Below are 21,202 nucleotides of genomic sequence, written 5' to 3' on the forward strand. Positions count from 1 at the left end.
CCTTACGACGTGGCGGGGCCGTTGCCGGCCGGGGAAAGCGGGTGGTCTTGCGGATCGGCGCGGGCTTCGGCGTCGACCAGGCGTTCGGCCATGGCCCAGTGGCGGGCGGCGCGGCCGTCGGGCCGGCCTTCGGCTTCCCAGATTTCGTGTGCGAGTTGTTCGATGCGGCGCTTGCGCGTTTCTGCGTCCATGGCGGTCTTGTCAGGGGATGGCGGCGGGCACGGCCACCGGCGGGTCAGGGAACGGCGACCAGTATGGCCACCGGGAAGTCGGCGAGCAGGTCCGCGACCGGCATCGAGGCCGATGCCGCGAGGTCGCGCCCGCTCAGCACATGACGGTACTGTGCCGCGGGCAGCGTCAGAAAGGTGTTACGCCAATCCAGTTGCGCGCGCAGCGGCGCCGCTGCATCCAGCGGCTGCGCCGCGGCGCTCAGGCGCGGTACCACCACCAGCAGGGTCTTGCCCTCGTGTTCGCGCACGAAGCCGAGCACGTGCTGCGCATGCGCGCCCTGCGCCTGCAGCGGCCGGTAGCTGCCGTGCGCGAACAGCGCCGGATGCGCGCCGCGCAGTCGCAGCAGCTGCGCGGTCAACCAGGCCTTGATGTGGCCGCTGTGCCAGTCGCGCAGCAGCGCGGACGGCGCCGTGTCGTCGTGCAGCCAGGCCTGGCGCAGCGCGTAGTCCACCGGGCGGCGGTTGTCCGGATCGACCAGCGACAGATCCCAGCCTTCGCTGCCCTGGTACAGGTCGGGGACGCCGGGCACGCTCAGGCGCAGCGTGGTCTGCACCAGGCTGTTGAGCGCGCCGGCCGGCGCCACGGCGGCCGCGGTCTGCGCCAGCGCCTCGCGCAGCGGCACGCCGGCCGGTGCCAGCAGCGCCGCGTCCAGCAGGGCGCGCGCGCCGCGTTCGTAGGCCTCGTCCGGCCAGGTCCAGTAGGTGCGCAGCTTGGCCTCGCGGGCCGCTTTCAGCTGCCAGGCACCGATGCGCTCGGCGTAGTCGGCCAGGCCGGCGGCGTCGTCGCTGGCCAGTTCCAGCGGCCAGGCGGCGACCAGCATCTGCCACAGCATCAGCACGTCGCCGGGCAGCGGCGCGGCGCTGCCGGCCGGCAGCAGGTCGGCGGACAAGGCCTGGAAGCGCGCCACCTGCTCGCCCCACCACGGCGCCTGCGCGCTGAGCGCGGTCAGGCGCATGCGCAGGTCTTCGCCGCGCTTGTGGTCGTGGGTGGCGGTGGCCAGCAGCGCCCGCGGGTGGTGTTGCGCGCGCGCGGCGTTGGCGGCGTGGAAGGCGTCCGGCGCCAGCGCGAACACGTCCGGGTCGCTGCCCACCTCGTTGCGCGACAGCAGCACGCCGTGGCGGTAGAACGCGGTGTCCTCGACCGACTTGGCGTTGAGCGGTGCAGACAGTTGCTCGATGCGCCGGCGCACGATGCGCCGCAGCGCCACCTGCGCGTTGCCGGTGCCGCGGCCGTCGCGGCTCCAGCGCTCGATCGCGTCGATCGCCGCGCACACCCGCGGCTCGGCGCCGTCGCGCGCGCGCTGCGCGGCATGCGCCAGGCGCGCGGCATCGGTCTCGTCCAGGCCATCCGGCCCGGCGTAGGTGCGGTACACCTCGAACTGCCGCAACAGCGCCATCAGGCCGTGCGCCAGCATCTGCGGGCTGAATTCGCGGGTGGCCGGGTCCAGGTGCGCGGCGGCCGCCAGCGCCTGCACGGTGCGGACGAACTCGGTCTGCAGCGAGCCTTGCAGGATCTCGTCGCGCGCGGCGCGCTGCTCCTGGCCGAAGTCGCCGCTGCGGCCGGTCTCGCGGCGCCACAGCGCGGTCAGCGGCGCGAGACCGGCCGGGTCGTGCAGCACGCCGGCGACCTGGTCCATGAAGTCGTAGCCGGTGCTGCCGTCGCAGGGCCAGTCGCCGCGCAGGGTTTCCTGCGGCGCCAGGATCTTCTCGATGTACAGCGCGATGCCGCCGGCGGCGATGCCGCGGCGGCGCCCGGCGCGGTCCAGCTGCGCGCGCAGCCGCTGCACGTAGCCGGTGGGATCGGCCAGGCCGTCGACATGGTCCACGCGCACGCCGTCGAGGTGGCCGTCGGCGACCAGCCGCAGCGGCAGCTCGTGCACCGCGGCGAAGACCTCGTTCTGTTCCACGCGCAACGCCGCCAGCGAGGTGATGTCGAAGAAGCGGCGGTAGTTGAGCATGTCGTTGCCGACCCGCCACCAGGCCAGCCGGTAGCACTGGCGCTCGATCAGCCGGTGCAGGGCGTCGTCGCCCAGCCGCGCGGCCTCGTTGAGCCGTGCCGCCCAGGCGCGGCGCGCGGCCGGCGGATCCTGGGCGATGGCGCCTTCCAGGCGGATCGGGAAACGCTGGTCGTGGTGCTCCAGTTGCACCTCGCCGTCCTCGGCCACCTGCAACTGCAGCACGCCCTCGCTCAGCGCCTGCGCGTACGCGCGGTCCAGCACCGGCAGCCACAGCTTGCCGTCGCGCCCAGGGGCGCGCCAGTCGATGTCGAACCAGCCGGCGTGGCGGCTGCGCCGGCCATGCTTGAGCACGTCCCACCACCACGGATTGGCGGCGTGCGCGGCCATGTGGTTGGGCACGATGTCCAGGATCAGGCCCATGCCGTGGGCGCGCACGCGCTCGGACAGGTGCAGCAGCGCCGGCTCGCCACCGAGTTCGGGATTGACCTGGCGCGGATCGGTGACGTCGTAGCCGTGGGTGGAGCCGGGCACGGCGGTGCCGATCGGCGACAGGTACAGGTGGCTGATGCCCAGGCCGGCGTAGTACGGCACCTGCGCGGCGGCGTCGAGCAGGGTGAATCCGGCGTGCAGTTGCAGGCGGGCGGTGGCGCGCAGCGGAGTGAAGCTCATGCGTCGGTTCCTTGCGCAGTGGTGGCGGTGCGGCGCGCATGCGCGAACGCGTCCAGGCGGGTGGCGAGCGGCGCGCTGGCGGCCGCCGCGTCCGGCGCCGGCAGGCGCCGGCGCCAGTTCGGGTGGCCGTCGACGGTGCCGGGCAGATTGGGTTGCTGTTCCAGGCCCAGCGCGTCCTCGGCCGGCAGCAGCGCCAGCGGCGAAGGCGTGGCGGCGACGAAGCGCAGCGCGTCCAGTTCGGGGTCGTGCGCCTGCGGCAGCGCCGCGGCGACAGCGGCGTCCATGCGCGCCACGTCGGCGGCGCGGGTCAGGTGATCGGCGCGTTGCTGCGCGGCGTCGGACAGCTGCAGGCGGCGGCGCCAGTCGATGTCCTCGCCGCGGCGCCAGCCGCGCAGCGTCGGCAGGTCGTGGGTGGTGGTGGTGGCGATCGCATCGCCGCGCCAGCGCGACGGCGCCAGGAACGCGCCCTGTGCGTCGCGGGTGAACAGCAGCACGTCGATGCCCATGACCCCGCGCTGCGACAGCTCGGCGCGGATGCCGTCCGGCACCACGCCCAGGTCTTCGCCGATCACGATCGCGCGATGCCGCCACGATTCCAGCGCCAGCAGGCGCAGCAGGTCGTGCAGCGGATAGCGCAGGTACACGCCGTCGGCGGAGCTGGCGCCGCGCGGGATCGTCCACAGCCGCAGCAGGCCGAGGATATGGTCGATGCGCACGCCGCCGCGGTCGCGCAGCACCGCGCGCAGCAGGTCGATGAACGGCGCGAAGCCGCTGGCGCGCAGGCCGTTCGGCGAATAGCCGCCGATGCCCCAGGCCTGGCCGTCGCCGTTGAACGCATCCGGCGGCGCGCCGAGCTCCAGCCCGGCCAGCACCGCCTGCGGCCAGGCCGCGGCTTCGGCGCCGCCGGGATCGAAACCCACCGCCAGGTCGGCGATCAGGCCGATGCCCATGCCGGCAGCGCGCGCCTGTTGCTGCACGCCGGCCCAGCTGCGCGCGGCCAGCCATTGCGCGAAGCTGTGCAGGGCCGGATCGGCATCGCCGAAATCGCGCGCGGCGAACGCGGCGTAGTCGCGCAGCGCGGCGCCGCGCTCGTGCTGGAACGCGGCCAAATCGGCATGCAGCGCGGCGTCGGCCTGGGCGAAGTCGGCGTGCAGCTGGCGCAGCCACTGCCACTTCGCCGCGGCCGAGGCCGGCCAGTCGATCAACGGCCGCGTTTGCGCCTCGGCGAAGGCCTGTTCCAGCCCGGCCGCGTGCATGGCGCGTTGCGCCGCGGCGGCGCCGAGCACGCGCGCCGGTGCGGCCTGCAGCGGATCCAGGAAGCGGCGATCGCCGGGCGAATACGGGCTGTAGTGCGCGCCGATCGGCCGCGCCGCGTGCACCGGGCTCAGCGCGATCGCATCGCCCCCGGCCGCGGCGATGCGATCGGCCCAGGCGGCCACGCCATCCGCATCGCCGATGCCGGCGTCGCGCGGGCCTTGCGCCGAATACACCTGCAGCGACAGGCCCCAGCGCCGCGGCGCAGATTCGCCGACCACCTCGGCGACGCCGTAGCAGCGCGCCGGCGCCAGCGCCAGCGTGGTATGGCGGTCGCCGTGTTGCAGCGTCCAGTAGCCGTGCGCGTCGAGCGCGGCGACGCGGCCCTGCGCATCGAAGCGGCCGTCGCGGCGGCGGCCGTCCTCGTGCTCGAGCCGGTACGCCGCGCCGGGCGTGCCGGCGGCGTCGATCGGGGTGCCGAGGTCGGCGGTCAGCAACGGTGCGGCGGTGCTGCTGGCCTGCAGCTGGCGCAGGCTGTCGCGGCAGGCGGCGGCGTCGTGCGCGTCCAGGCCGAGCGCGCCGAGCGCGCTGCGCAGGGAGTCGTCGCCGACCGTGCGCGGCGTGTCGGACGCGTCGATCCAGTCGACCAGCAGGCCGGCGGCCGACGCCAGGGTGTGCAGGGGGGTATCGGTCATGGACGAGTCGGGGCCGCGGCAGTGAGGGAAGGAGCACACCCGGCCGCCGCCGCGCTGGCCGCGCGCCGGAGGGGCAGGCACGCGGTCGCGGGCGACGAACGGAATGGCCAGCTTGCCGGAGGCGCTGTCGCGATGGCGTCGCGACAGCGTGCGCTCACGCGGCGGAACCGGGCCGGTAGCGGGCGACGAAGGCGTTCGGCGGCAGCTGCGCCGGGTCGTCGCCGGCGTTCTCGGCGTGCGCGGTGGCGCCGGGCAGGTCCAGCGCCACCGGCGCATCGCCGAAGTTGGCGGCCACGTGCCATTCGCCGTCGCCCAGCTGCCAGCCGGCAGCCACCGCCTTCGGCCCGAGCGTGCGTGCGCCCAGCGCGCGCGCCTGGATCAGCGCAGGCACCAGCCGCTCGCGGCGCAGCGCCATCAGCGCCGCGAACCAGTCGCGCCAGCGCGCGCCGTCGTCGTGGGTGGCATCGCTGATGTCGGCGATGGACGCCTGGAACGTGCTCGGCGCGTTCGGGTCGGGAATGGTCGCGCGCTGCTGCGGATCGGCGAACGCGGCGAAATGCGCGAACTCGCGGCGCCGGCCCTCGCGCACCGCCTCGTCCAGCGGCGGCGCGAAGTCGGTGAAGAACAGGAACGGGGTGCGGCTGCCCCACGGTTCGCCCATGAAGAACAGCGGGATCATCGGGGTCAGCGCGGTCAGCGCCAGCGCCGCGCGCAGCGCCGGCTCGGCCACCTGGGTGATGAGCCGGTCGCCGCGCGCGCGGTTGCCGATCTGGTCGTGGTTCTGCGCGAAGATCACGAACTTGTGCGGCGGCAGCTGCGCGCTCGGCTCGCCGCGCGCATGCCCGCGGTGGTCGGCCTGGCCCTGGTAGGCGAAGCCTTCGCCCAGCACCCGCGCCAGGTGCTGCGCCGGCGCATCGGCGAAGCCGGCGTAATAGCCCTCGTGCTCGCCGGTCAGCAGCACGTGCAGGCTGTTGTGGAAGTCGTCGTCCCATTGCGCGCTGTAGCCGCGCTCCAGCACGCCGGCCTGGTTGGCCTCGTTCTCCAGCACCAGGTGCACGTGGCGCCCGTCTTGCACGCTGGCCATGATCGCCTCGCGCAAGGTGTCCAGGAACGCGTTCGGCACGATCGCGTGCACCGCGTCCAGGCGCAGGCCGTCGAAGCGGTATTCGTGCAGCCACATCAGCGCGTTGTCGATGAAGTAGCGCTGCACCGGCGCCAGCCGGAAGTCGATCGCCGCGCCCCACGGCGTCGGCGCGTCCTCGCGGAAGAAGGCCGAGGCGTACTGGCCGATGTAGTTGCCGTCCGGGCCGAAGTGGTTGTAGACCACGTCCAGGAACACGCTCAGGCCCAGGCCGTGGGCCTCGTCGATCAGCGCCTTGAGTTCGTCCGGATGGCCGTAGGCGGCGGCCGGCGCGTACGGCAGCACGCCGTCGTAGCCCCAGTTGTGGCGGCCGGGGAAGGCGGCAAGCGGCATCAGCTCGATCGCGGTGACGCCCAGCGCCGCCAGCGTCTGCAACTGCGCGCGCAGCCCGGCGTAGCCGCCGCAGGCGCCCACGTGCAGTTCGTAGAACACCGTCTCGGACCACGGCCGGCCGCGCCAGGCGTCGTGCTTCCAGTGGTAGCCGTCGCTGGCCAGCACCGCGCTGGCGCCGTGCACGCCGTCGGGCTGCCAGCGCGAAGCGGGATCGGGCACCGGCTCGCCGCCGTCGATCGCGTAGCGGTAGCGGGTGCCGGCGGCGCAGGCGAGGGTCGCGGCGAAATGGCCGTCCGCCGCCGCGGCCAGCGGCTGCCGGCTGCCGTCGTCGAACACGAGGTCCACGCGGGTCGCGTCCGGCGCCCACAACGCGAAGGCGACCTCGCCGTTGGCGGTCGGCCAGGCCCCCTGGCGCAGCGCTGCGGGCGGCGTCGCTGTCGCGGTGCCGGTCGGTGTGGCGGTCGTGGCGATGTTCAATTCAATGCTCCGCTTGCAACCAGAGGGTGGACAGCGGCGGCAGGGTCAGCGCCAGCGATTGCGCATGCCCGTGCATCGGCTGCGCAATGCTGCGCAAGGCGCCGCCGTTGCCCTGGTTGGAGCCGCCGTAATGGCCGCTGTCGGTGTTGAGGATCTCGCGCCACTGTCCGCCCCGTGGTACGCCGAGGCGGTAGTCGTGGTGCACGGTCGGGGTGAAGTTGCTCACCGCCAGCAGTGGCGGCGCGCCGCCGGCGCGGTCGTGGCGCACGAAGGCGAACACGCTGTTGCGATGGTCGTCGGCCACGCTCCATTCGAAGCCGTCCGCGGCGCGGTCGCCGCGGTACAGCGCCGGCAGCGCGCGCAGCTGGCGGTTGAGGTCGCCGACCAGCCGCGCCACGCCGCGGTGCTCCGGGCGTTGCGCCTGCGCCCAGTCCAGCGCGCGGTCGTGGTCCCATTCCTGCCACTGCGCGAATTCGCCGCCCATGAACAGCAGCTTGCGTCCCGGGTGCGCCCACATGAAGGCCAGGTAGGCGCGCAGGTTGGCGAAGCGCTGCCAGGTGTCGCCGGGCATCTTCGCCAGCAGCGAACCCTTGCCGTGCACGACCTCGTCGTGCGACAGCGGCAGCACGAAGTGCTCGGAGAACGCGTACACCAGGCCGAAGCTCATCTCGCTGTGGTGGTGCTGGCGGTGGATCGGGTCGCGCCGCATGTAGCTCAGCGTGTCGTGCATCCAGCCCATGTTCCACTTGTGGCTGAAGCCCAGTCCGCCCTGTTCCGGCGGCGCGGTCACGCCCGGCCAGGCGGTGGATTCCTCGGCGATCACCCGCACCCCGGGAAAGCGCTGCGCGATCTCGGCGTTGAGCCGGCGCAGGAACGCGATCGCCTCCAGGTTCTCGCGCCCGCCCTGCGCGTTGGGCACCCACTCGCCTTCGTTGCGGCCGTAGTCGCGGTACAGCATCGAGGCCACCGCATCCACGCGCAGGCCGTCGACGTGGAAGCGCTCGATCCATTCCAGCGCGCTGCCGATCAGGTAGGCGACCACTTCGGCGCGGCCGTAGTTGTAGATCAGCGTGTTCCACTCGCGGTGCACGCCTTCGCGCGGATCGGCATGCTCGTACAGCGCGGTGCCGTCGAAGCGCTGCAGGCCGTGCGCGTCGTCGGGGAAGTGCGCGCTGACCCAGTCCAGGATCACCCCGATCCCGGCCTGGTGGCAGGCATCGACGAAGCGCGCGAACCCGTCCGCGTCGCCATGCCGCGCGGTCGGCGCGTACAGGCCCAGCGGCTGGTAGCCCCAGGAGCCGCCGAACGGGTACTCGGTGATCGGCAACAGCTCGATATGGGTGAAGCCCAGTTCCTGCACGTAGGGAATCAGCTGCGCGGCCAGCGCATCCCACTGCAGCGGCTGGCCGTGCGCGTCGTGGCGCCAGGAACCTGCGTGCAGCTCGTAGATGCTCATCGGCTGCGCGGCGCCGGCGCGCGCCTCGCGCTGCGCCAGCCATTCTGAATCGTGCCAGGCGACGTCGGCGGCGCCGGGCACCACCGAGGCGGTGTCCGGCGCGCGCGTGCTGTGCCGCGCGACCGGGTCGGCCTTGCGCGGCAGCGGCGTGCCGTCGGCGTCGAGGATCTCGTACTGGTAGTGCTCGCCGCCGCGCAGCCCGGGCACGAACAGTTCCCACACGCCGGCCTCGCGATGCAGGCGCAGCGGATGGCGGCGGCCGTCCCAGCCGTTGAAATCGCCGACCAGCGCGACCCGCCGCGCATGCGGCGCCCACACCGCGAAGCGCACCCCGTCGACGTTGCCGACGCGCGCGTGGTGCGCGCCCAGCGCGGTGCGCAATGCGGCGCCGTCGCCCTCGGCCATGCCTTGCAGCCAGGCCTCGTCCAGCACCGGGCCGAACGCGTAGGGATCGTCGATTTCCTGCACGGAATCCGGCCACACGATGCGCAGCCGGTACCCGGTGTCTGTCTTCAGTTCGCCTTCGAACAGGCCCTCGGCCTGCGCGTGGGGGCGCATCCGCGCCACCAGCTTGCCGTTGCCGTCGAGCAGGCCCAGCGCGTCGGCGCCCGGCACCAGCGCGCGCACCCGGACCGCGCCGTGCGCATCGGCATGCGGACCCAGCCAGGCGAAGGCGTCCACCGCCTCGCCGCGGGCCAGCGCCTGCAGCGCCAGCCGCTCGCGTTCGTCGTTCGCCGCTTCCAGCGGCGCGTCCCACACCGGGATCGCGTCCGGCGCCTGTTCCCGTTCGCTCATGCCACCGCCGGAGACGGGGTCGCAGTGCGGTCGTACAGGGCCATGTACTTGCGCCCGGCCAGATCCCAGCCGCTGGGCCGCAGCATCGCCGCGCGGCGCATCGCCTGCAGCAGGCCGGGCAGGCGGAAGGTGCGGAACACCCGCTGCAGGCAGCGGCGCAGGCCGTCGGCGGACGGCTCCTCGAACAGGAAGCCGGTCACGCCGTCGTCCACGGTGTCGATCAGGCCGCCGGTGGCGTGCGCGATCGGCAGGCTGCCGAAGCGCTGCGCGTACATCTGGCTCAGCCCGCAGGGCTCGAAGCGCGAGGGCATCAGCAGGAAGTCCGAGCCGGCGAACATGCGCCGCGCCAGCCGCTCCTCGAAGCCGATGTAGGCGCCGACGTGGCCGGGGAAGCGCCGCGCCAGCGCCGCCACCGCCTGCTCGATCTGCGGCTCGCCGCCGCCGATCACCACGATCTGGCCGCCGGCGGCGACGATCTGCGGCGCCACCTCGCAGATCATGTCCAGGCCTTTCTGGTGCACCAGCCGCGACACCACCGCGAACAGCGGGCCGTCGCTGTCGATCAGGCCGAACGCGCGGCGCACCTGGGCGGCGTTGTCGCGCTTGCCCTGGACCTGGTCGATGCCGAAATGGGTATGCAGGTGATCGTCGGTGCGCGGATCCCAGCTGGCGTCGATGCCGTTGACGATGCCGCTGAGGCGGCCGCTGGCGGCATGCCGGGCGAGCAGCGCGTCCAGGCCGCAGCCCTGCGCCGGGCCGGTGATCTGCGCGGCGTAGCTGACGCTGACCGTGTTGATGTGGTCGGCGTGGACGATGCCGGCGCGCAGGAACGACATCTGCCCGTAGAACTCCAGGTCCTGCAGGCCTTCGCCCGGGATGCCCAGCGCGCCCGCCATCGCATACGGGAACAAGCCCTGGTAGGCCAGGTTGTGGATGGTCAGCAGGCACGGCGTGCGGCCACCCGACCAGCGCACGTAGGCGGCGGCCAGCGCGCACGGCCAGTCGTTGAGGTGCAGCAGGTCCGGATTCCAGTCCAGCCCGGCGCGGCCGCCGGCGATCTGCGCGGCGGCGTGCGACAGCGTGGCGAAGCGCAGCGCGTTGTCTTCCCAGTCGCGGCCTTCGCTGGACACGTACGGCGAACCCTGGCGCTCGAACAGCTGCGGGCACAGCAGCACGTACACGCACAGGCCGTCGGGGCGGTCGGCGCGGCCCAGCGCGCAGGCCGGCAGGCCGGCATGCGCGGCGATCTGGCCGACGATCTGCAGCGGGCCGGTCTTGCGCAGCACCGCCGGGTAGCCGGGGATCAGCACGCGGATGTCGCAGCTGTCGCGCAGCGCGCGCGGCAGCGCCGCGGCCACGTCGCCGAGGCCGCCGGCCTTGATGAAGTCGGCCATCTCCGAGGTCACGAACAGGCTGGCGCGGCGCGGCGCCGGTTGCAGCTTGACGGTGACCTCGGCGCTGCGGATGAAGCGTCCGCGCGCGTCGCGGTGGCGGCGCCGGGGCGCGCGCAGCAGGACCGGGTGGGTATCGCGTTGTCTATCGGGCAGATCGGCGAGCGTTGGGGGCGACATGGCGGTTCCGTCGGGGAGGGGGGGACGGGGCACACGGAAAGCGATTGCCGTCGCGCATCCGTAACGGGCGCGCGACGTGAAACCAAATGCGAAGAAGTGAAGCTGAACCGGCGGGTCAGCGCCTGTTCAATAATGTACGAACGAGGCAATAAAAGGGGCGTGAAGCGGATGCCTTGTCTACGTTGCGCCGCGACGGTTACCGCATAGTGATTTGGCCGCAATCCAGGCGGCATCACGCCGCAGGCGCCCATGAACCGTTTAGCTTCGTTTCCGATCCCGCCGTCCGCCGCGCCCGACCGCGTGAATGCGCAGGTTGTGCTGTCTTCATCGGGCCTGTGCTGCAATGCCGGCATGGATCAATCGGCACAACGGATGCGACGCGAACTGGACGGCTTCGTGCTGGACGCGGTCCTGGCCGCGGCCGCGGACGGCATGCTGCTGCCGCAGATCCGCATCTCCGACGGCGATGGCGCGGTGCTGGGCCGGCATGCGTTCGACGGGGTGTACTTCGGCGATGTCCGCGCCGGCGAACACTTCGTCGCCACGCGCCTGGCGGCGATCCGTTCGGTGCAGTACGGAAAATTGGTGTTCGGCTGAGCCGCCACGTGCTGCCGCACGCCCGCGCGTGCAGGCGGTGCGCCGAGCCGCGTGGCCGGGCGCGCTAGTGCGTTGGCTGCAGGCGTTGCAGCGCCGCCAGCAGGCCGGCATGGCTGTAGGGTTTGGACAGGAAGTCGGTGTGCGCCGGCAGCGTCCCGGTGTCGGGGTTCTTCATGCCGGAGGTGAGCAGGGCGGGGATGGTGACCGCGCGGCGGCGCAGTTCGCGCACCATGGTCATGCCGTCGCCGCCGGGCATCTGCACGTCGCTGAAGATCAGGTCCACATCGGGATGCCGCTCGAGCACGGCCAGTGCTTCCTGTGCGTTGCCGGCGGACAGCACGCGGTAGCCGTCGGCGTCGAGCATCATTCTGGCCAGTTCGCGGATCGTCTGGTCGTCCTCCACCAGAAGAATGGTGGTGAAATCGCAACTGCGACGCATAATGCTGATACCGCCTTGTTTCCAGTGCCTGCAGCTTCACGATTCGGCAGTGAAGCGCTGGTGACGCTGCAGTGATGCCGATATGCTGAGCCTACCCATCGCGAGACGCAGCTTGTCCACCCACGCCCGCTATCGACAGGTCGTCGAACTCTCGCACGACTGCATCAAGGAGATCGGCCGCGACGGCGTCGTGCGTTCGATCAACACCCGCGGCCTGGGCCTGCTGGGCGTGACCGAGCCCAAGTGCATCGTCGGCCGCGAGTGGGTGGCGCTGTGGCCGGAGGACACGCGGCCGCTGGCGGAAATGGCGCTGGCCACCGCGCTGCGCAACGAGCAGTACGAATTCTGGGCGCATTGCGCCACCCTCGATGGCCGGCCGCGCTGGTGGCACGTGCTGGCCAGCCCGCTGACCAACGCCGAGGCCGAAGTGGAAAGCGTGCTGGTGATCAGCCGCGACGTCACCCAGCACCGCCAGATCGAGGAAGCCCTGCGCACCCTGGGCGACTTGCCGCAAGCCGCCGTCGCCGTCTCGCCGCCGGCCGCCAGCGAGGCGCTGGGACGGCAGCAATTGCAGGCCGAACATACCCAGCTGCGCGGGCAACTGGACATCGCCCTGGCCGCGCAACGCGTCGCCGAGCGGGCGATGACCCAGGCGCAGAAAGGCGAGGCGATCGGGCAGATGCTGGCCGGCATCGTCCACGACTTCAACAACATGCTGCAGACCGCGATGACCTCGGTGAGCATGGTGGCCGAGCATCCGCAGCGGCTGCAGCCGGACCAGCGCAAGCTGCTCGGCATCGCCGGCGATGCCCTGCAGCATGGCGCGCGGATGACCCGGCGCCTGCTCGGCTTCGCCCGCGCGCATCCGGTCAAGCCGCAGTGGCTGGACCTGTGCGAGGTGGTCGCGCAGATGCAGCCGTTGCTGGCGCAGGCGCTGGGCGGAGAAATGAAGCTGCAGCTGACCAACCTCGCCGGCGGCGCCACCACCTATGCCGACCGCAGCTCGGTCGAGCAGGCGGTGCTCAACCTGGCCTTGAACGCGCGCGACGCCTGCCGCCCCGGCGACCTGGTCTCGATCCGCTGCGGCAACCTGCAGGTGCCGCCGGCGCAGGCCGTGGCGATGCGCCAGCCGGGCCGCTACGTGACCCTGTCGGTCAGCGATCAGGGCGAGGGCATGTCCGAGGACACCAAGTCGCGGCTGTTCGAGGCGTACTTCACCACCAAGCCCGAGGGCAAGGGCACCGGCCTGGGCCTGGCCCAGGTCTATGGCCTGGTGCGCCAGGCTGGCGGCTTCGTCGACGTGGACTCCGAGCTGGGGCGCGGCACCACCATCACCCTGGCGTTCCCCTATGTCGCCGAGGCGCCGCCGGGCGAGTCCGGCGACAGCGCGGCGCTGCCGTCGCCGGCCTGAGCCGGCGGCCTGGCGTGTCGGCAGCACAGCCCGCGCGGGCTGACCGCGCACGCATGGCGTAGCCGTCGCAACGGCTGCAATCGCGCAGGGCGCTGCGCGCTGCATGCGGTCGGCCATCCGCGGCGGCGGCGCGTCGAAACCGGCAACCGGCGTTCCCGGGCAATGGACCGGGCCAGGGCTTCACCGTCCTCCATCGCGGTCTCGCGTCGGTATCGGGACGTCGGTGCAGGCATGGCGCCCGCAGCGGTGAGGTAACGCGACCTTCGGTGCGCGAGGGCCGCTGGATGGGCGGCGCATCGCCGGCAGCCGGGGCGATGCGCGCCGTCGCTCCGCCTCGTTGCGGAGCGCAATGCATGTTTGCCGTGCGCCGCGCACGCGGATCGGCGTTGCCGAATGACTGAACGAACCTGCCGCCGCGGTCGCCGTCGCGCGCTCGGCGATCTTCGCGAAAGCTTACTATTTAGGGTTTACAGTGGCGGCCGTATTTTGCCCGCCCGACAGGAGAGAACGTGGGTACGAGTGGCAATCACAGCAACACGGCGCCGGCAATGGCGCCAGGGCGCGCGCTGGCGCGCCCGTGCGGACAGTCCAGGTCGCGGCGGTGCGCTGTCCGACGAGGCTGGCGGAACGCATGAGCATGGTCGCCCCCACACCGGCCCTGCCCGAATCCGCTTCCCTCGATGCCGGTCACGCGGTGCTGCCGCCCGAGGCGCCATTGCCGATGCCGGTGCAGTCGCTGCGCGAAGGCAGGCTGCGCAACAAGCGCCTGCCCACCACGCCGCCCGGCATGTTCTGGCGGCGGCTGTACGTGTTCGGCAGCACCGCGCTGATGACCGCCTACGCCAGCGTGCTGATCGGCAAGGTGTTGCTGATCGGCGGCGTCAGCGTGCTCGAAGGCTGCCTGATGGCCTTGTTCATTCCGCTGTTCGCGTGGATCGCGTTTTCGTTCGTCAGCGCGCTGGCCGGATTCGTGACCCTGGTGTTCGGCGGCGGGCGCAAGCTCGGCATCGATCCGGACGCGCCGCTGCCGAACGTGCGCAGCCGCACCGCGTTGCTGATGCCCACCTACAACGAGGACCCGCACCGACTGATGGCCGGCCTGCAGGCGATCTACGAATCGGTCGAGGCCACCGGCCAGCTCGAGCACTTCGATTTCTTCATCCTCAGCGACACCACCCGCGCCGCGGTCGGCGCCGAGGAGGAACAGGTCTACGCCGACCTGGTCGCGCGCACCGGCGGCCACGGCCGCATCTACTACCGGCGCCGTGCCGACAACGCCGAGCGCAAGGCCGGCAACATCGCCGACTGGGTGCGCCGGTTCGGCGGCGCCTACCCGCAGATGCTGATCCTGGACGCCGACAGCCTGATGACCGGCGAGACCATCGTGCGCCTGGTCGCGGGGATGGAAGCCAATCCCGATGTCGGCCTGATCCAGACCTTGCCGGAAGTGGTCAACGGCAACAGCGTGTTCGCGCGCATGCAGCAGTTCGGCGGCCGCGTCTACGGCCCGGTGATCGCCTACGGCGTGGCCTGGTGGCATGGCGCGGAAAGCAACTACTGGGGCCACAACGCGGTGATCCGCACCCAGGCCTTCGCCGAACAGGCCGGCCTGCCGGCGTTGCGCGGGCGCAAGCCGTTCGGCGGCCACGTGCTCAGCCACGATTTCGTCGAGGCCGCGCTGATGCGCCGCGGCGGCTGGGCCACGCACATGGTGCCGTACCTGCAGGGCAGCTACGAAGAAGGCCCGCCGACGCTGACCGACCTGCTGGTGCGCGACCGCCGCTGGTGCCAGGGCAACCTGCAGCATTCCAAGGTGGTCTTCGCGCGCGGCCTGCACTGGATCAGCCGCATGCACATGATGATCGGCATCGGCCATTACTTCACCGCGCCGATGTGGGGCTTGCTGATGCTGATCGGCATCGCGATCCCGCTGCAGGGCGATGGCTTCGACCTGGTCGCCTCGGTGGTGTCCCCGTTCTCGCCGGCGCGCTACTGGCACCAGCAGGACTCGACCCGGGTGTTCTGGGTGTTCGCGGTGACCATGTTCGTGCTGCTGGCGCCGAAGGTGCTGGGCTACTTCGCCATGTTGCTGAAGCCGGAGGAGCGGCGCGGCTGCGGCGGTGCGCTGCGCGCGCTGCTGAGCATGCTGCTGGAAACCGTGCTGGCGGCGCTGATGGCGCCGGTGGTGATGTACGTGCAGTCGCGCGGCGTGGCCGAAGTGCTGGCCGGCAAGGATTCGGGCTGGGATGCGCAGCAGCGCGACGACGGCCGCCTGTCGTGGCTGGCGTTGGCGCGCAGCTACGGCGGACTCAGCGCGTTCGGGCTGATGATGGGCGCGATGGCGTATGTGGTGTCGCCGTCGCTGGCGGCGTGGATGGCGCCGGTGGTGATCGGCATGGCGCTGGCGATCCCGGTGGTCGCGGTGAGTTCCTCGCGCGCGGCCGGGTTGTGGCTGCGCCAGCTGCGCATCCTGGCCATCCCCGAAGAACAGAAGCCGCCGGCGGTGTTGCTGCGTGCGGGCGAATTGCGCCGCGCCGCCGCTGCGCGCCGCGCCGCGAGCTGACCCGGCGGCGGACGCGGCAGGCATAATGCGCCCCATCTCGATGGGGACGCCGCGCATGCTGGAAACCGTAGAACACGAAACCGCCGCCTCGCCGGCCTGGACCGTCCTGTGGCTGCACGGGCTCGGCGCCGACGGCCACGACTTCGCGCCGCTGGTGCCGGAACTGGCGCGGCCGGACTGGCCGGCGTTGCGTTTCGTGTTCCCGCATGCGCCGGTGCGCGCGGTGACGATCAACAACGGCGTGCGCATGCGTGCCTGGTACGACATCGTCAGCCCGGATTTCGCCAACCGCGCCGACAGCGCCGGCGTCGCCGCCTCGGTCGCGCAGATCGAGGAACTGATCGCGCGCGAGCACGCGCGCGGCGTGCCCGCCGAGCGCCTGCTGCTGGCCGGTTTCTCGCAGGGCGGCGCCATCGCCCTGGCCACCGGCCTGCGCCGCGAACGGCCGCTGGCCGGGTTGATCGCCCTGTCCACCTACCTGCCGGAGGTGGCCGACGTCGCCCGCTGGCATGCGCCGGCGGCGCTGTCGCAGCCGCTGTTCATGGCCCATGGCCAGGGCGATCCGGTGATCCCGCAGCCGTACGCCGAGCAGACCGCGCAGGCGCTGCAGGCATTGGGCATGCCGGTGCAGTGGCGGCGCTATCCGATGGCGCACCAGGTCTGCGCCGAGGAGATCGCCGATCTGCGCGAGTGGATGAGCGCGCGCTTCGCCGCCGGCTGAGCCGCGGCGCTTCGCCGCGCGTGCCGGGTCCGGGGCGGTCCACGCGGCGGCGCGGATGACGGCCCGCCGGCAGCGGGGCTACTATGCGGCGAGACCGCGCTCCAGCCCACTGAGGTGACGTACGTGAAGGTGGTGATCGCCGACGACGAACCCTTGGCACGCGAGCGCCTGCGCGCGCTGCTGGCCGAGCATGCCGGCGTCGAGGTGGTGGCCGAGGCCGGCAACGGCCTGGAGACGCTGCGCGCCTGCGCCGAATTGCGCCCGGATCTGGTGCTGCTGGACATCGCCATGCCCGGCGTCGACGGCCTGGAGACCGCGCGCCACCTGGCCAGCTTCGAGCCGCGGCCGGCGGTGGTGTTCTGCACCGCCTACGATGCGCACGCGCTGTCCGCGTTCGAGGCCGCGGCGATCGACTACCTGATGAAACCGGTGCGCGCCGAGCGGCTGGCGGCGGCGCTGGAACGCGCGCGCACCTTCATGGCCGGCCGCGGCAGCGCCGCGGCGCTGCCGCCGGCGCAGCGCCGCAGCCATCTGTGCGCGCGGCTGCGCGGCAGCCTGCGCCTGATCCCGGTCGACGACATCCACTACCTGCAGGCCGAGGAAAAGTACGTGGTGGTGCACCATGCGCGCGGCGAGGACCTGATCGAGGAGTCGCTGAAGTCGCTGGAAGAGGAATTCGCCGAACGCTTCGTGCGCATCCACCGCAACTGCCTGGTCGCGCGCCACGAACTGGTCGAGCTGCGGCGCCTCGGCGAGGGCCAGGTGCATGCGGTCCTGCGCCATGCCAAGCAGCCGCTGGAAGTGAGCCGGCGCTGCGTGGCGCAGTTGCGGCAGGAGATCCGTCATCTCTGAGGGGCCGGGATTCGGGATTCGGGATTGGGGATGCGTCGCCGTTCGGCTTTGGGATGTGGAGTGCATGGGCGTGCGCCTGTGGAAGCGGGGCGACTGGCCGCGGCCGTAGGCCTTCGCGGCAGCGGCCGGTGGCGGCGCTTTCCGCGATAATGGGCGCATGAAGATCCTGCGCATCGCTACCCGCAAGAGTCCGCTCGCCCTGTGGCAGAGCGAGCATGTCGCCGAACGCCTGCGCCAGGCGCATCCGCAGCTGGACGTGGTGCTGGTGCCGATGAGCACCCGCGGCGACGAGGTGCTGGACCGCTCGCTGGCGGCGATCGGCGGCAAGGGCCTGTTCCTGAAGGAACTGGAGCTGGCGATGCTGCGCGGCGAGGCCGACTGCGCGGTGCATTCGCTCAAGGACGTGCCGATGGAGCTGGACCCGCCGTTCGTGCTGCCGGCGATCCTGGCCCGTGCCGACCCGGCCGACGCGCTGGTGTCCAATCTGTATGCGTCGCTGGAGGCGCTGCCGCTGGGCGCGCGGGTCGGCACCTCGTCGCTGCGCCGGCAGGCGCAACTGCGCGCGCGGCGCCCGGACCTGCAGCTGCTGGACCTGCGCGGCAACGTCAACACGCGCCTGGCCAAGCTCGACAACGGCGGCTACGACGGCATCGTGCTGGCCTGCGCCGGGCTGCAGCGGCTGGGCCTGGAGGCGCGCATCACCCAGCGCCTGCACGCCCCGGACTGGCTGCCGGCGCCGGCGCAGGGCGCCATCGCGGTGGAGTGCCGTGGCGACGACGCGGCGGCGCTGGGCCTGTTCGCCGCGCTCGACGATGCGCCGACCCGCCGCTGCGTGGAAGCCGAGCGGGCGATGAACCGCGCGCTGCACGGCAGCTGCCACGTGCCGGTGGCCGCGTTCGCGCAATGGCAGGGCGACGACCTGCTGCTGCAGGGCATGGTCGGCGGGGTCGCCGACGGCCGCCTGGTGCGCGCCGACCTGCAGCGCAGCGCGCAGGACCCGCAGGCGCTGGGCCAGGAGGTGGCCGACGCGCTGCTGGGCGCCGGCGCGCGCGAACTGCTGGAGCTGCACCTGCCGGCGTGAGCGGCCCGGCCCGGGCGGCCGTTGCCTTCGGACAAATCCGCAGGCAGCAAACCTGTAGGAGCGGCTTCAGCCGCGACAGAACCTATCGGTAAGGCCTGTCGCGGCTGAAGCCGCTCCTACAAAACGCGGTCATCCGAAACGCGCGGGTCGAATCCAATCCCGGCCCCGAGCGGCAGCGCCGTGGCGAATCCCCAATCCCGAATCCCCAATCCCGGCTACTTGAACTTGTAGACCACGTTCATCGTGGTCAGCGTATCGGTCTTCTTCTTGTCGTCGCTGACATCGCTGTTGTGGCGCGCCTGCCAGCCGGCCTTCAGCGCCAGCCGCGAGTTCATGCTGACCGAGATGCCCAGGTCGTTCTGCGCGAAGGTGTTGTACGAGCCCGATTCGACCAGCAGGGTGTTGGCCAGCTCGGTGTTGGCGGTCAGGCCGTACTTGAAGTCGACCAGGCCGCGGCCGATCAGCCCGGTCTCGGTGCGGTCCTCTTCAACGTCGTGGGCGCGGCGCACGCCGGGGCCGATCTGTACGTCCAGGCTCTTGTGATCGCCGTCCATGATCCGCGTGCCGTAGCCGATGCCGATCGTGGCCAGCCGGTCGTAGGTGGCGAAATCGTCGCGCTCGTAGCGCAGCGAGGCGGTCAGCTGGCGGTGTTCGCCCAGCTGCAGCGCGCTGCCGGCGCTGCCGGTGTAGCGGTTGGAGGTGGTCTGGCGCACGCGCTCGGTGCTGCCGTCGTCGTTGGTGTTGGTGTACTCGGCGCTGGCGCGCAACGCGAACAGGTCCAGGCTGTGGATCCAGTCGCCGTCCAGGTACTGGCCCTTGAGCCGGCCGTTGAAGCTCTCGTTGGAACTGTTGCCGCGCGAAGAGGCGAAGCCCAGCTCGCCGGAGCCGCTCCACGGTGAACTGCCCGGTTCCGCCGGCGGGGCGGGCGCGTCGGCGGCCCAGGCCGCAGACGTGCACAGCAGCAACGAGGTGATGGCGGATACTACGGTGGCGCGGCGGGGCATGGCTTTCTCTCCGGTTGAGGACGCAGCCTTCGGCTAACGAAATGGAAACGATTTCATCATACCGGATCTACATGACGCCCCGGCCGCACGCCGACCCCGGCTTCATCGCCGGTTCGGGCGCGCGGCCGCGGCCGCGGCCGCATGCCCGGCCGCGGCGCGTTTCCGCCACGGACTTCGGACATAATCGGGACCATGGACCGCTACGAACGCATCAACGCCTTGCACCGGCTGCTCAAGTCCGCCCGCTACCCGGTCACGGTGGCGCGCCTGCAGGACGAATTGAGCTGCTCCCGCGCCACCGTCTACCGCGACCTGGCGTTCCTGCGCGATGCGCTGATGGCCCCGGTCGAGGGCGACGGCGAGGCCGGGTTCCGCTACGAGTCCGGCGAGAGCGACCGCTTCGAACTGCCCGGGCTGTGGCTCAGTTCCGAGGAACTGCACGCGCTGCTGGCCTCGCAGCAATTGCTGGCGCGCACCGGCGGCGGGGTGCTGTCCTCGGTGCTGGCGCCGCTGCAGCAGCGCATCGAGAGCCTGCTGGCGGCGCAGGCCGGGGCCACCCACTGGCCGGTGGAGCGGGTGCGGGTGATCCCGCACCGCGGGCGCAAGCTCGACGAGGCCAGCTTCCGCACCGTCGCCTCGGCGGTGCTGGAGCGCAAGCGGCTGTCGTTCGATTACCGCGCGCGCTCCACCGACGAGTCGACCAAGCGCACGGTGTCGCCGCAGCGCATCACCCACTACCGCGACAACTGGTACCTGGACGCCTGGGACCACGGCCGCGACGCGGTGCGCAGCTTCGCGGTGGACCGCATCAACCAGGCGCGGCTGCTCGACCAGCCGGCGCAGGACGTGGCCGACGAGGAACTGGATTCGCAGCTGGCGGCCAGCTACGGCATCTTCTCCGGCGCGCCCAAGGGCTGGGCGACGATCGTGTTCAGCCCCAAGGCGGCGCGCTGGGTCGCCGACGAGCACTGGCATTCCAAGCAGCAGGGGCGCTTCCTGGCCGACGGCCGCTACGAACTGAAGGTGCCGTACAGCGTCTCGCGCGAGCTGCTGATGGACGTGCTGCACTACGGCTCGGATGCGGAAATCGTCGAGCCGCGCTCGCTGCGCGAACAGGCCAAGGCGCTGCTGTCGCTGGCGCTGAGCAACTACAGCGACGACTGACGCGCCCGCATCGGGCGCGATGCTGCCGTTGTAGGAGCGGCTTCAGCCGCGACAGACGCCATCGGTATGGCCCGTCGCGGCTGAAGCCGCTCCTACAACGGGTCCAGCGGCACGCCGCCGCCGCTCAGGATGGCGCCGATGTTGGTCTCGATCCAGTCCACCAGCGCCTGCACATGCACGGCCGCGTCCTCGCCCAGCGGGGTCAGCGCGTATTCCACGTGCGGCGGCACCACGGGGTAGGCGGTGCGCTGCACCAGGCCGTCGGCCTCCAGCGCCTGCAGGGTCTGCGACAGCATCTTCTCGCTGACCCCTTCCAGGCGCCGGCGCAGGTCGCCGAAGCGGTGCGTGCCCTTGCGCAGCGCCACCAGCACCAGCACGCCCCAGCGGCTGGTCACATGGCTGAGGACGGCGCGCGAGGGGCAGTTCTGCGCGAACACCTGGCCGCGCGGGATGTCGGCGGCGGCAACGTGCGGCGCCGTGCAGAGAATGTCGGAAGGAACGCTGGCCAAGCGGTGCACCTGTCTGGGGGACGGACCGGCCCGATCATACGTGGAGCGGCCGGCGCTTCCCTGAGCGGAAGGTGATCGGCGCTGCGGCCAGGCCGTGTCCTCGATTCCCGGGCGGGTCGCGTCGGGTCTGCCAGGCCGCCAGCCGGCGCGGTGTGGCGCAGCGCCTGACCGGCGGTCGGGTCGAGCCGCGCGGTGCCGGCTGGCGGCCCGACAGGCCCAACCCGCAGGGCCACGCCTGCACGTGCATGCTGCCGTGTTCGCGCCGACGTGGGGACGCATGCG

General features: G+C 72.1%; 16 protein-coding genes. 7 read left to right on the plus strand and 9 right to left on the minus strand.

Translation table 11 applies throughout. The features are described from left to right. Positions 1 to 2: 2 nt before the first annotated feature. From AB3X10_RS03600 to glgA, 6 genes are all read right to left on the minus strand, one after another. Positions 3 to 191: a DUF2934 domain-containing protein gene (locus tag AB3X10_RS03600; RefSeq protein ID WP_145703133.1), complete on the minus strand. Its 189-nt coding sequence runs from the start codon at positions 189 to 191 to the stop codon at positions 3 to 5. A 44-nt stretch (positions 192 to 235) separates the two neighbouring features. Next, a complete protein-coding gene (gene treY / locus AB3X10_RS03605; protein ID WP_369979146.1) occupies positions 236 to 2,857 on the minus strand; it encodes a malto-oligosyltrehalose synthase in 2,622 nt (873 codons plus the stop codon). Further along, a complete protein-coding gene (malQ, locus tag AB3X10_RS03610) occupies positions 2,854 to 4,806 on the minus strand; it encodes a 4-alpha-glucanotransferase (protein ID WP_369979148.1) in 1,953 nt (650 codons plus the stop codon). The genes treY and malQ overlap by 4 nt, the downstream gene beginning before the upstream one ends. A gap of 154 nt (positions 4,807 to 4,960) precedes the next feature. Beyond that, positions 4,961 to 6,697 carry a malto-oligosyltrehalose trehalohydrolase gene (gene treZ, locus AB3X10_RS03615; RefSeq protein WP_369981633.1) on the minus strand — a complete coding sequence of 579 codons (1,737 nt, stop codon included), beginning with the start codon at positions 6,695 to 6,697 and terminating at the stop codon, positions 4,961 to 4,963. Positions 6,698 to 6,758: 61 nt separating this feature from the next. Next, positions 6,759 to 9,008, minus strand: coding sequence for a 1,4-alpha-glucan branching enzyme (locus AB3X10_RS03620; protein WP_369979150.1), 2,250 nt, complete (start codon positions 9,006 to 9,008; stop codon positions 6,759 to 6,761). Next, positions 9,005 to 10,579 carry a glycogen synthase GlgA gene (gene glgA / locus AB3X10_RS03625; RefSeq protein ID WP_369979151.1) on the minus strand — a complete coding sequence of 525 codons (1,575 nt, stop codon included), beginning with the start codon at positions 10,577 to 10,579 and terminating at the stop codon, positions 9,005 to 9,007. The genes AB3X10_RS03620 and glgA overlap by 4 nt, the downstream gene beginning before the upstream one ends. Before the next feature lie 372 nt (positions 10,580 to 10,951). On the opposite strand from glgA, the gene AB3X10_RS03630 reads away from it, so the two are divergent. Then, the gene (locus tag AB3X10_RS03630; RefSeq protein ID WP_369979152.1) at positions 10,952 to 11,176 is read left to right on the plus strand and encodes a hypothetical protein; all 225 of its coding nucleotides are present in this window, start codon (positions 10,952 to 10,954) and stop codon (positions 11,174 to 11,176) included. A 64-nt stretch (positions 11,177 to 11,240) separates the two neighbouring features. On the opposite strand, the gene AB3X10_RS03635 is transcribed toward AB3X10_RS03630, so the two are convergent. Next, positions 11,241 to 11,615: a response regulator gene (locus tag AB3X10_RS03635; RefSeq protein ID WP_369979154.1), complete on the minus strand. Its 375-nt coding sequence runs from the start codon at positions 11,613 to 11,615 to the stop codon at positions 11,241 to 11,243. Between the two features lie 112 nt (positions 11,616 to 11,727). Here AB3X10_RS03635 and AB3X10_RS03640 point away from each other — a divergent pair, with 112 nt between their 5' ends. The 5 genes from AB3X10_RS03640 to hemC all read left to right on the plus strand — a co-directional run bounded on the left by AB3X10_RS03640 (position 11,728) and on the right by hemC (position 18,243). Next, on the plus strand, positions 11,728 to 13,026 hold the full coding sequence (locus tag AB3X10_RS03640) for a two-component system sensor histidine kinase NtrB (protein WP_369979155.1): 1,299 nt from the start codon (positions 11,728 to 11,730) through the stop codon (positions 13,024 to 13,026). A 631-nt stretch (positions 13,027 to 13,657) separates the two neighbouring features. Further along, positions 13,658 to 15,589 carry a glucans biosynthesis glucosyltransferase MdoH gene (gene mdoH, locus AB3X10_RS03645; RefSeq protein ID WP_369979156.1) on the plus strand — a complete coding sequence of 644 codons (1,932 nt, stop codon included), beginning with the start codon at positions 13,658 to 13,660 and terminating at the stop codon, positions 15,587 to 15,589. A gap of 55 nt (positions 15,590 to 15,644) precedes the next feature. After that, the gene (locus AB3X10_RS03650; protein WP_369979158.1) at positions 15,645 to 16,310 is read left to right on the plus strand and encodes an alpha/beta hydrolase; all 666 of its coding nucleotides are present in this window, start codon (positions 15,645 to 15,647) and stop codon (positions 16,308 to 16,310) included. Between the two features lie 123 nt (positions 16,311 to 16,433). Next, complete coding sequence (locus AB3X10_RS03655; protein ID WP_369981635.1) at positions 16,434 to 17,162, plus strand: LytR/AlgR family response regulator transcription factor; 729 nt, start codon at positions 16,434 to 16,436, stop codon at positions 17,160 to 17,162. A 157-nt stretch (positions 17,163 to 17,319) separates the two neighbouring features. Next, positions 17,320 to 18,243, plus strand: coding sequence for a hydroxymethylbilane synthase (gene hemC, locus AB3X10_RS03660; RefSeq protein WP_369979160.1), 924 nt, complete (start codon positions 17,320 to 17,322; stop codon positions 18,241 to 18,243). A gap of 215 nt (positions 18,244 to 18,458) precedes the next feature. Here the strand turns inward: hemC and AB3X10_RS03665 are convergent, their stop codons facing one another. Continuing rightward, a complete protein-coding gene (locus tag AB3X10_RS03665; protein WP_369979162.1) occupies positions 18,459 to 19,247 on the minus strand; it encodes a DUF481 domain-containing protein in 789 nt (262 codons plus the stop codon). Between the two features lie 192 nt (positions 19,248 to 19,439). On the opposite strand from AB3X10_RS03665, the gene AB3X10_RS03670 reads away from it, so the two are divergent. After that, positions 19,440 to 20,411 carry a helix-turn-helix transcriptional regulator gene (locus AB3X10_RS03670; protein ID WP_145703111.1) on the plus strand — a complete coding sequence of 324 codons (972 nt, stop codon included), beginning with the start codon at positions 19,440 to 19,442 and terminating at the stop codon, positions 20,409 to 20,411. Positions 20,412 to 20,503: 92 nt separating this feature from the next. On the opposite strand, the gene AB3X10_RS03675 is transcribed toward AB3X10_RS03670, so the two are convergent. Next, entirely contained in the window at positions 20,504 to 20,920 is a 417-nt protein-coding gene (locus AB3X10_RS03675; RefSeq protein WP_369979164.1) for a winged helix-turn-helix transcriptional regulator, read from the minus strand. Positions 20,921 to 21,202 lie beyond the last annotated feature (282 nt).

Origin of the sequence: Xanthomonas sp. DAR 80977 (genome assembly GCF_041240605.1) — a bacterium.
GTDB lineage: Bacteria > Pseudomonadota > Gammaproteobacteria > Xanthomonadales > Xanthomonadaceae > Xanthomonas_A > Xanthomonas_A bundabergensis.

Excerpts from the sequence above, each read along its gene's own strand:
- AB3X10_RS03600 (WP_145703133.1), bottom strand. The coding sequence starts at position 191 with ATGGACGCAGAAACGCGCAAGCGCCGCATCGAACAACTCGCACACGAA.
- treY (WP_369979146.1), bottom strand. The coding sequence starts at position 2,857 with ATGAGCTTCACTCCGCTGCGCGCCACCGCCCGCCTGCAACTGCACGCC.
- malQ (WP_369979148.1), bottom strand. The coding sequence starts at position 4,806 with ATGACCGATACCCCCCTGCACACCCTGGCGTCGGCCGCCGGCCTGCTG.
- AB3X10_RS03620 (WP_369979150.1), bottom strand. The coding sequence starts at position 9,008 with ATGAGCGAACGGGAACAGGCGCCGGACGCGATCCCGGTGTGGGACGCG.
- glgA (WP_369979151.1), bottom strand. The coding sequence starts at position 10,579 with ATGTCGCCCCCAACGCTCGCCGATCTGCCCGATAGACAACGCGATACC.
- AB3X10_RS03630 (WP_369979152.1), top strand. The coding sequence starts at position 10,952 with ATGCGACGCGAACTGGACGGCTTCGTGCTGGACGCGGTCCTGGCCGCG.
- AB3X10_RS03635 (WP_369979154.1), bottom strand. The coding sequence starts at position 11,615 with ATGCGTCGCAGTTGCGATTTCACCACCATTCTTCTGGTGGAGGACGAC.
- mdoH (WP_369979156.1), top strand. The coding sequence starts at position 13,658 with ATGAGCATGGTCGCCCCCACACCGGCCCTGCCCGAATCCGCTTCCCTC.
- AB3X10_RS03650 (WP_369979158.1), top strand. The coding sequence starts at position 15,645 with ATGCTGGAAACCGTAGAACACGAAACCGCCGCCTCGCCGGCCTGGACC.
- hemC (WP_369979160.1), top strand. The coding sequence starts at position 17,320 with ATGAAGATCCTGCGCATCGCTACCCGCAAGAGTCCGCTCGCCCTGTGG.
- AB3X10_RS03665 (WP_369979162.1), bottom strand. The coding sequence starts at position 19,247 with ATGCCCCGCCGCGCCACCGTAGTATCCGCCATCACCTCGTTGCTGCTG.
- AB3X10_RS03670 (WP_145703111.1), top strand. The coding sequence starts at position 19,440 with ATGGACCGCTACGAACGCATCAACGCCTTGCACCGGCTGCTCAAGTCC.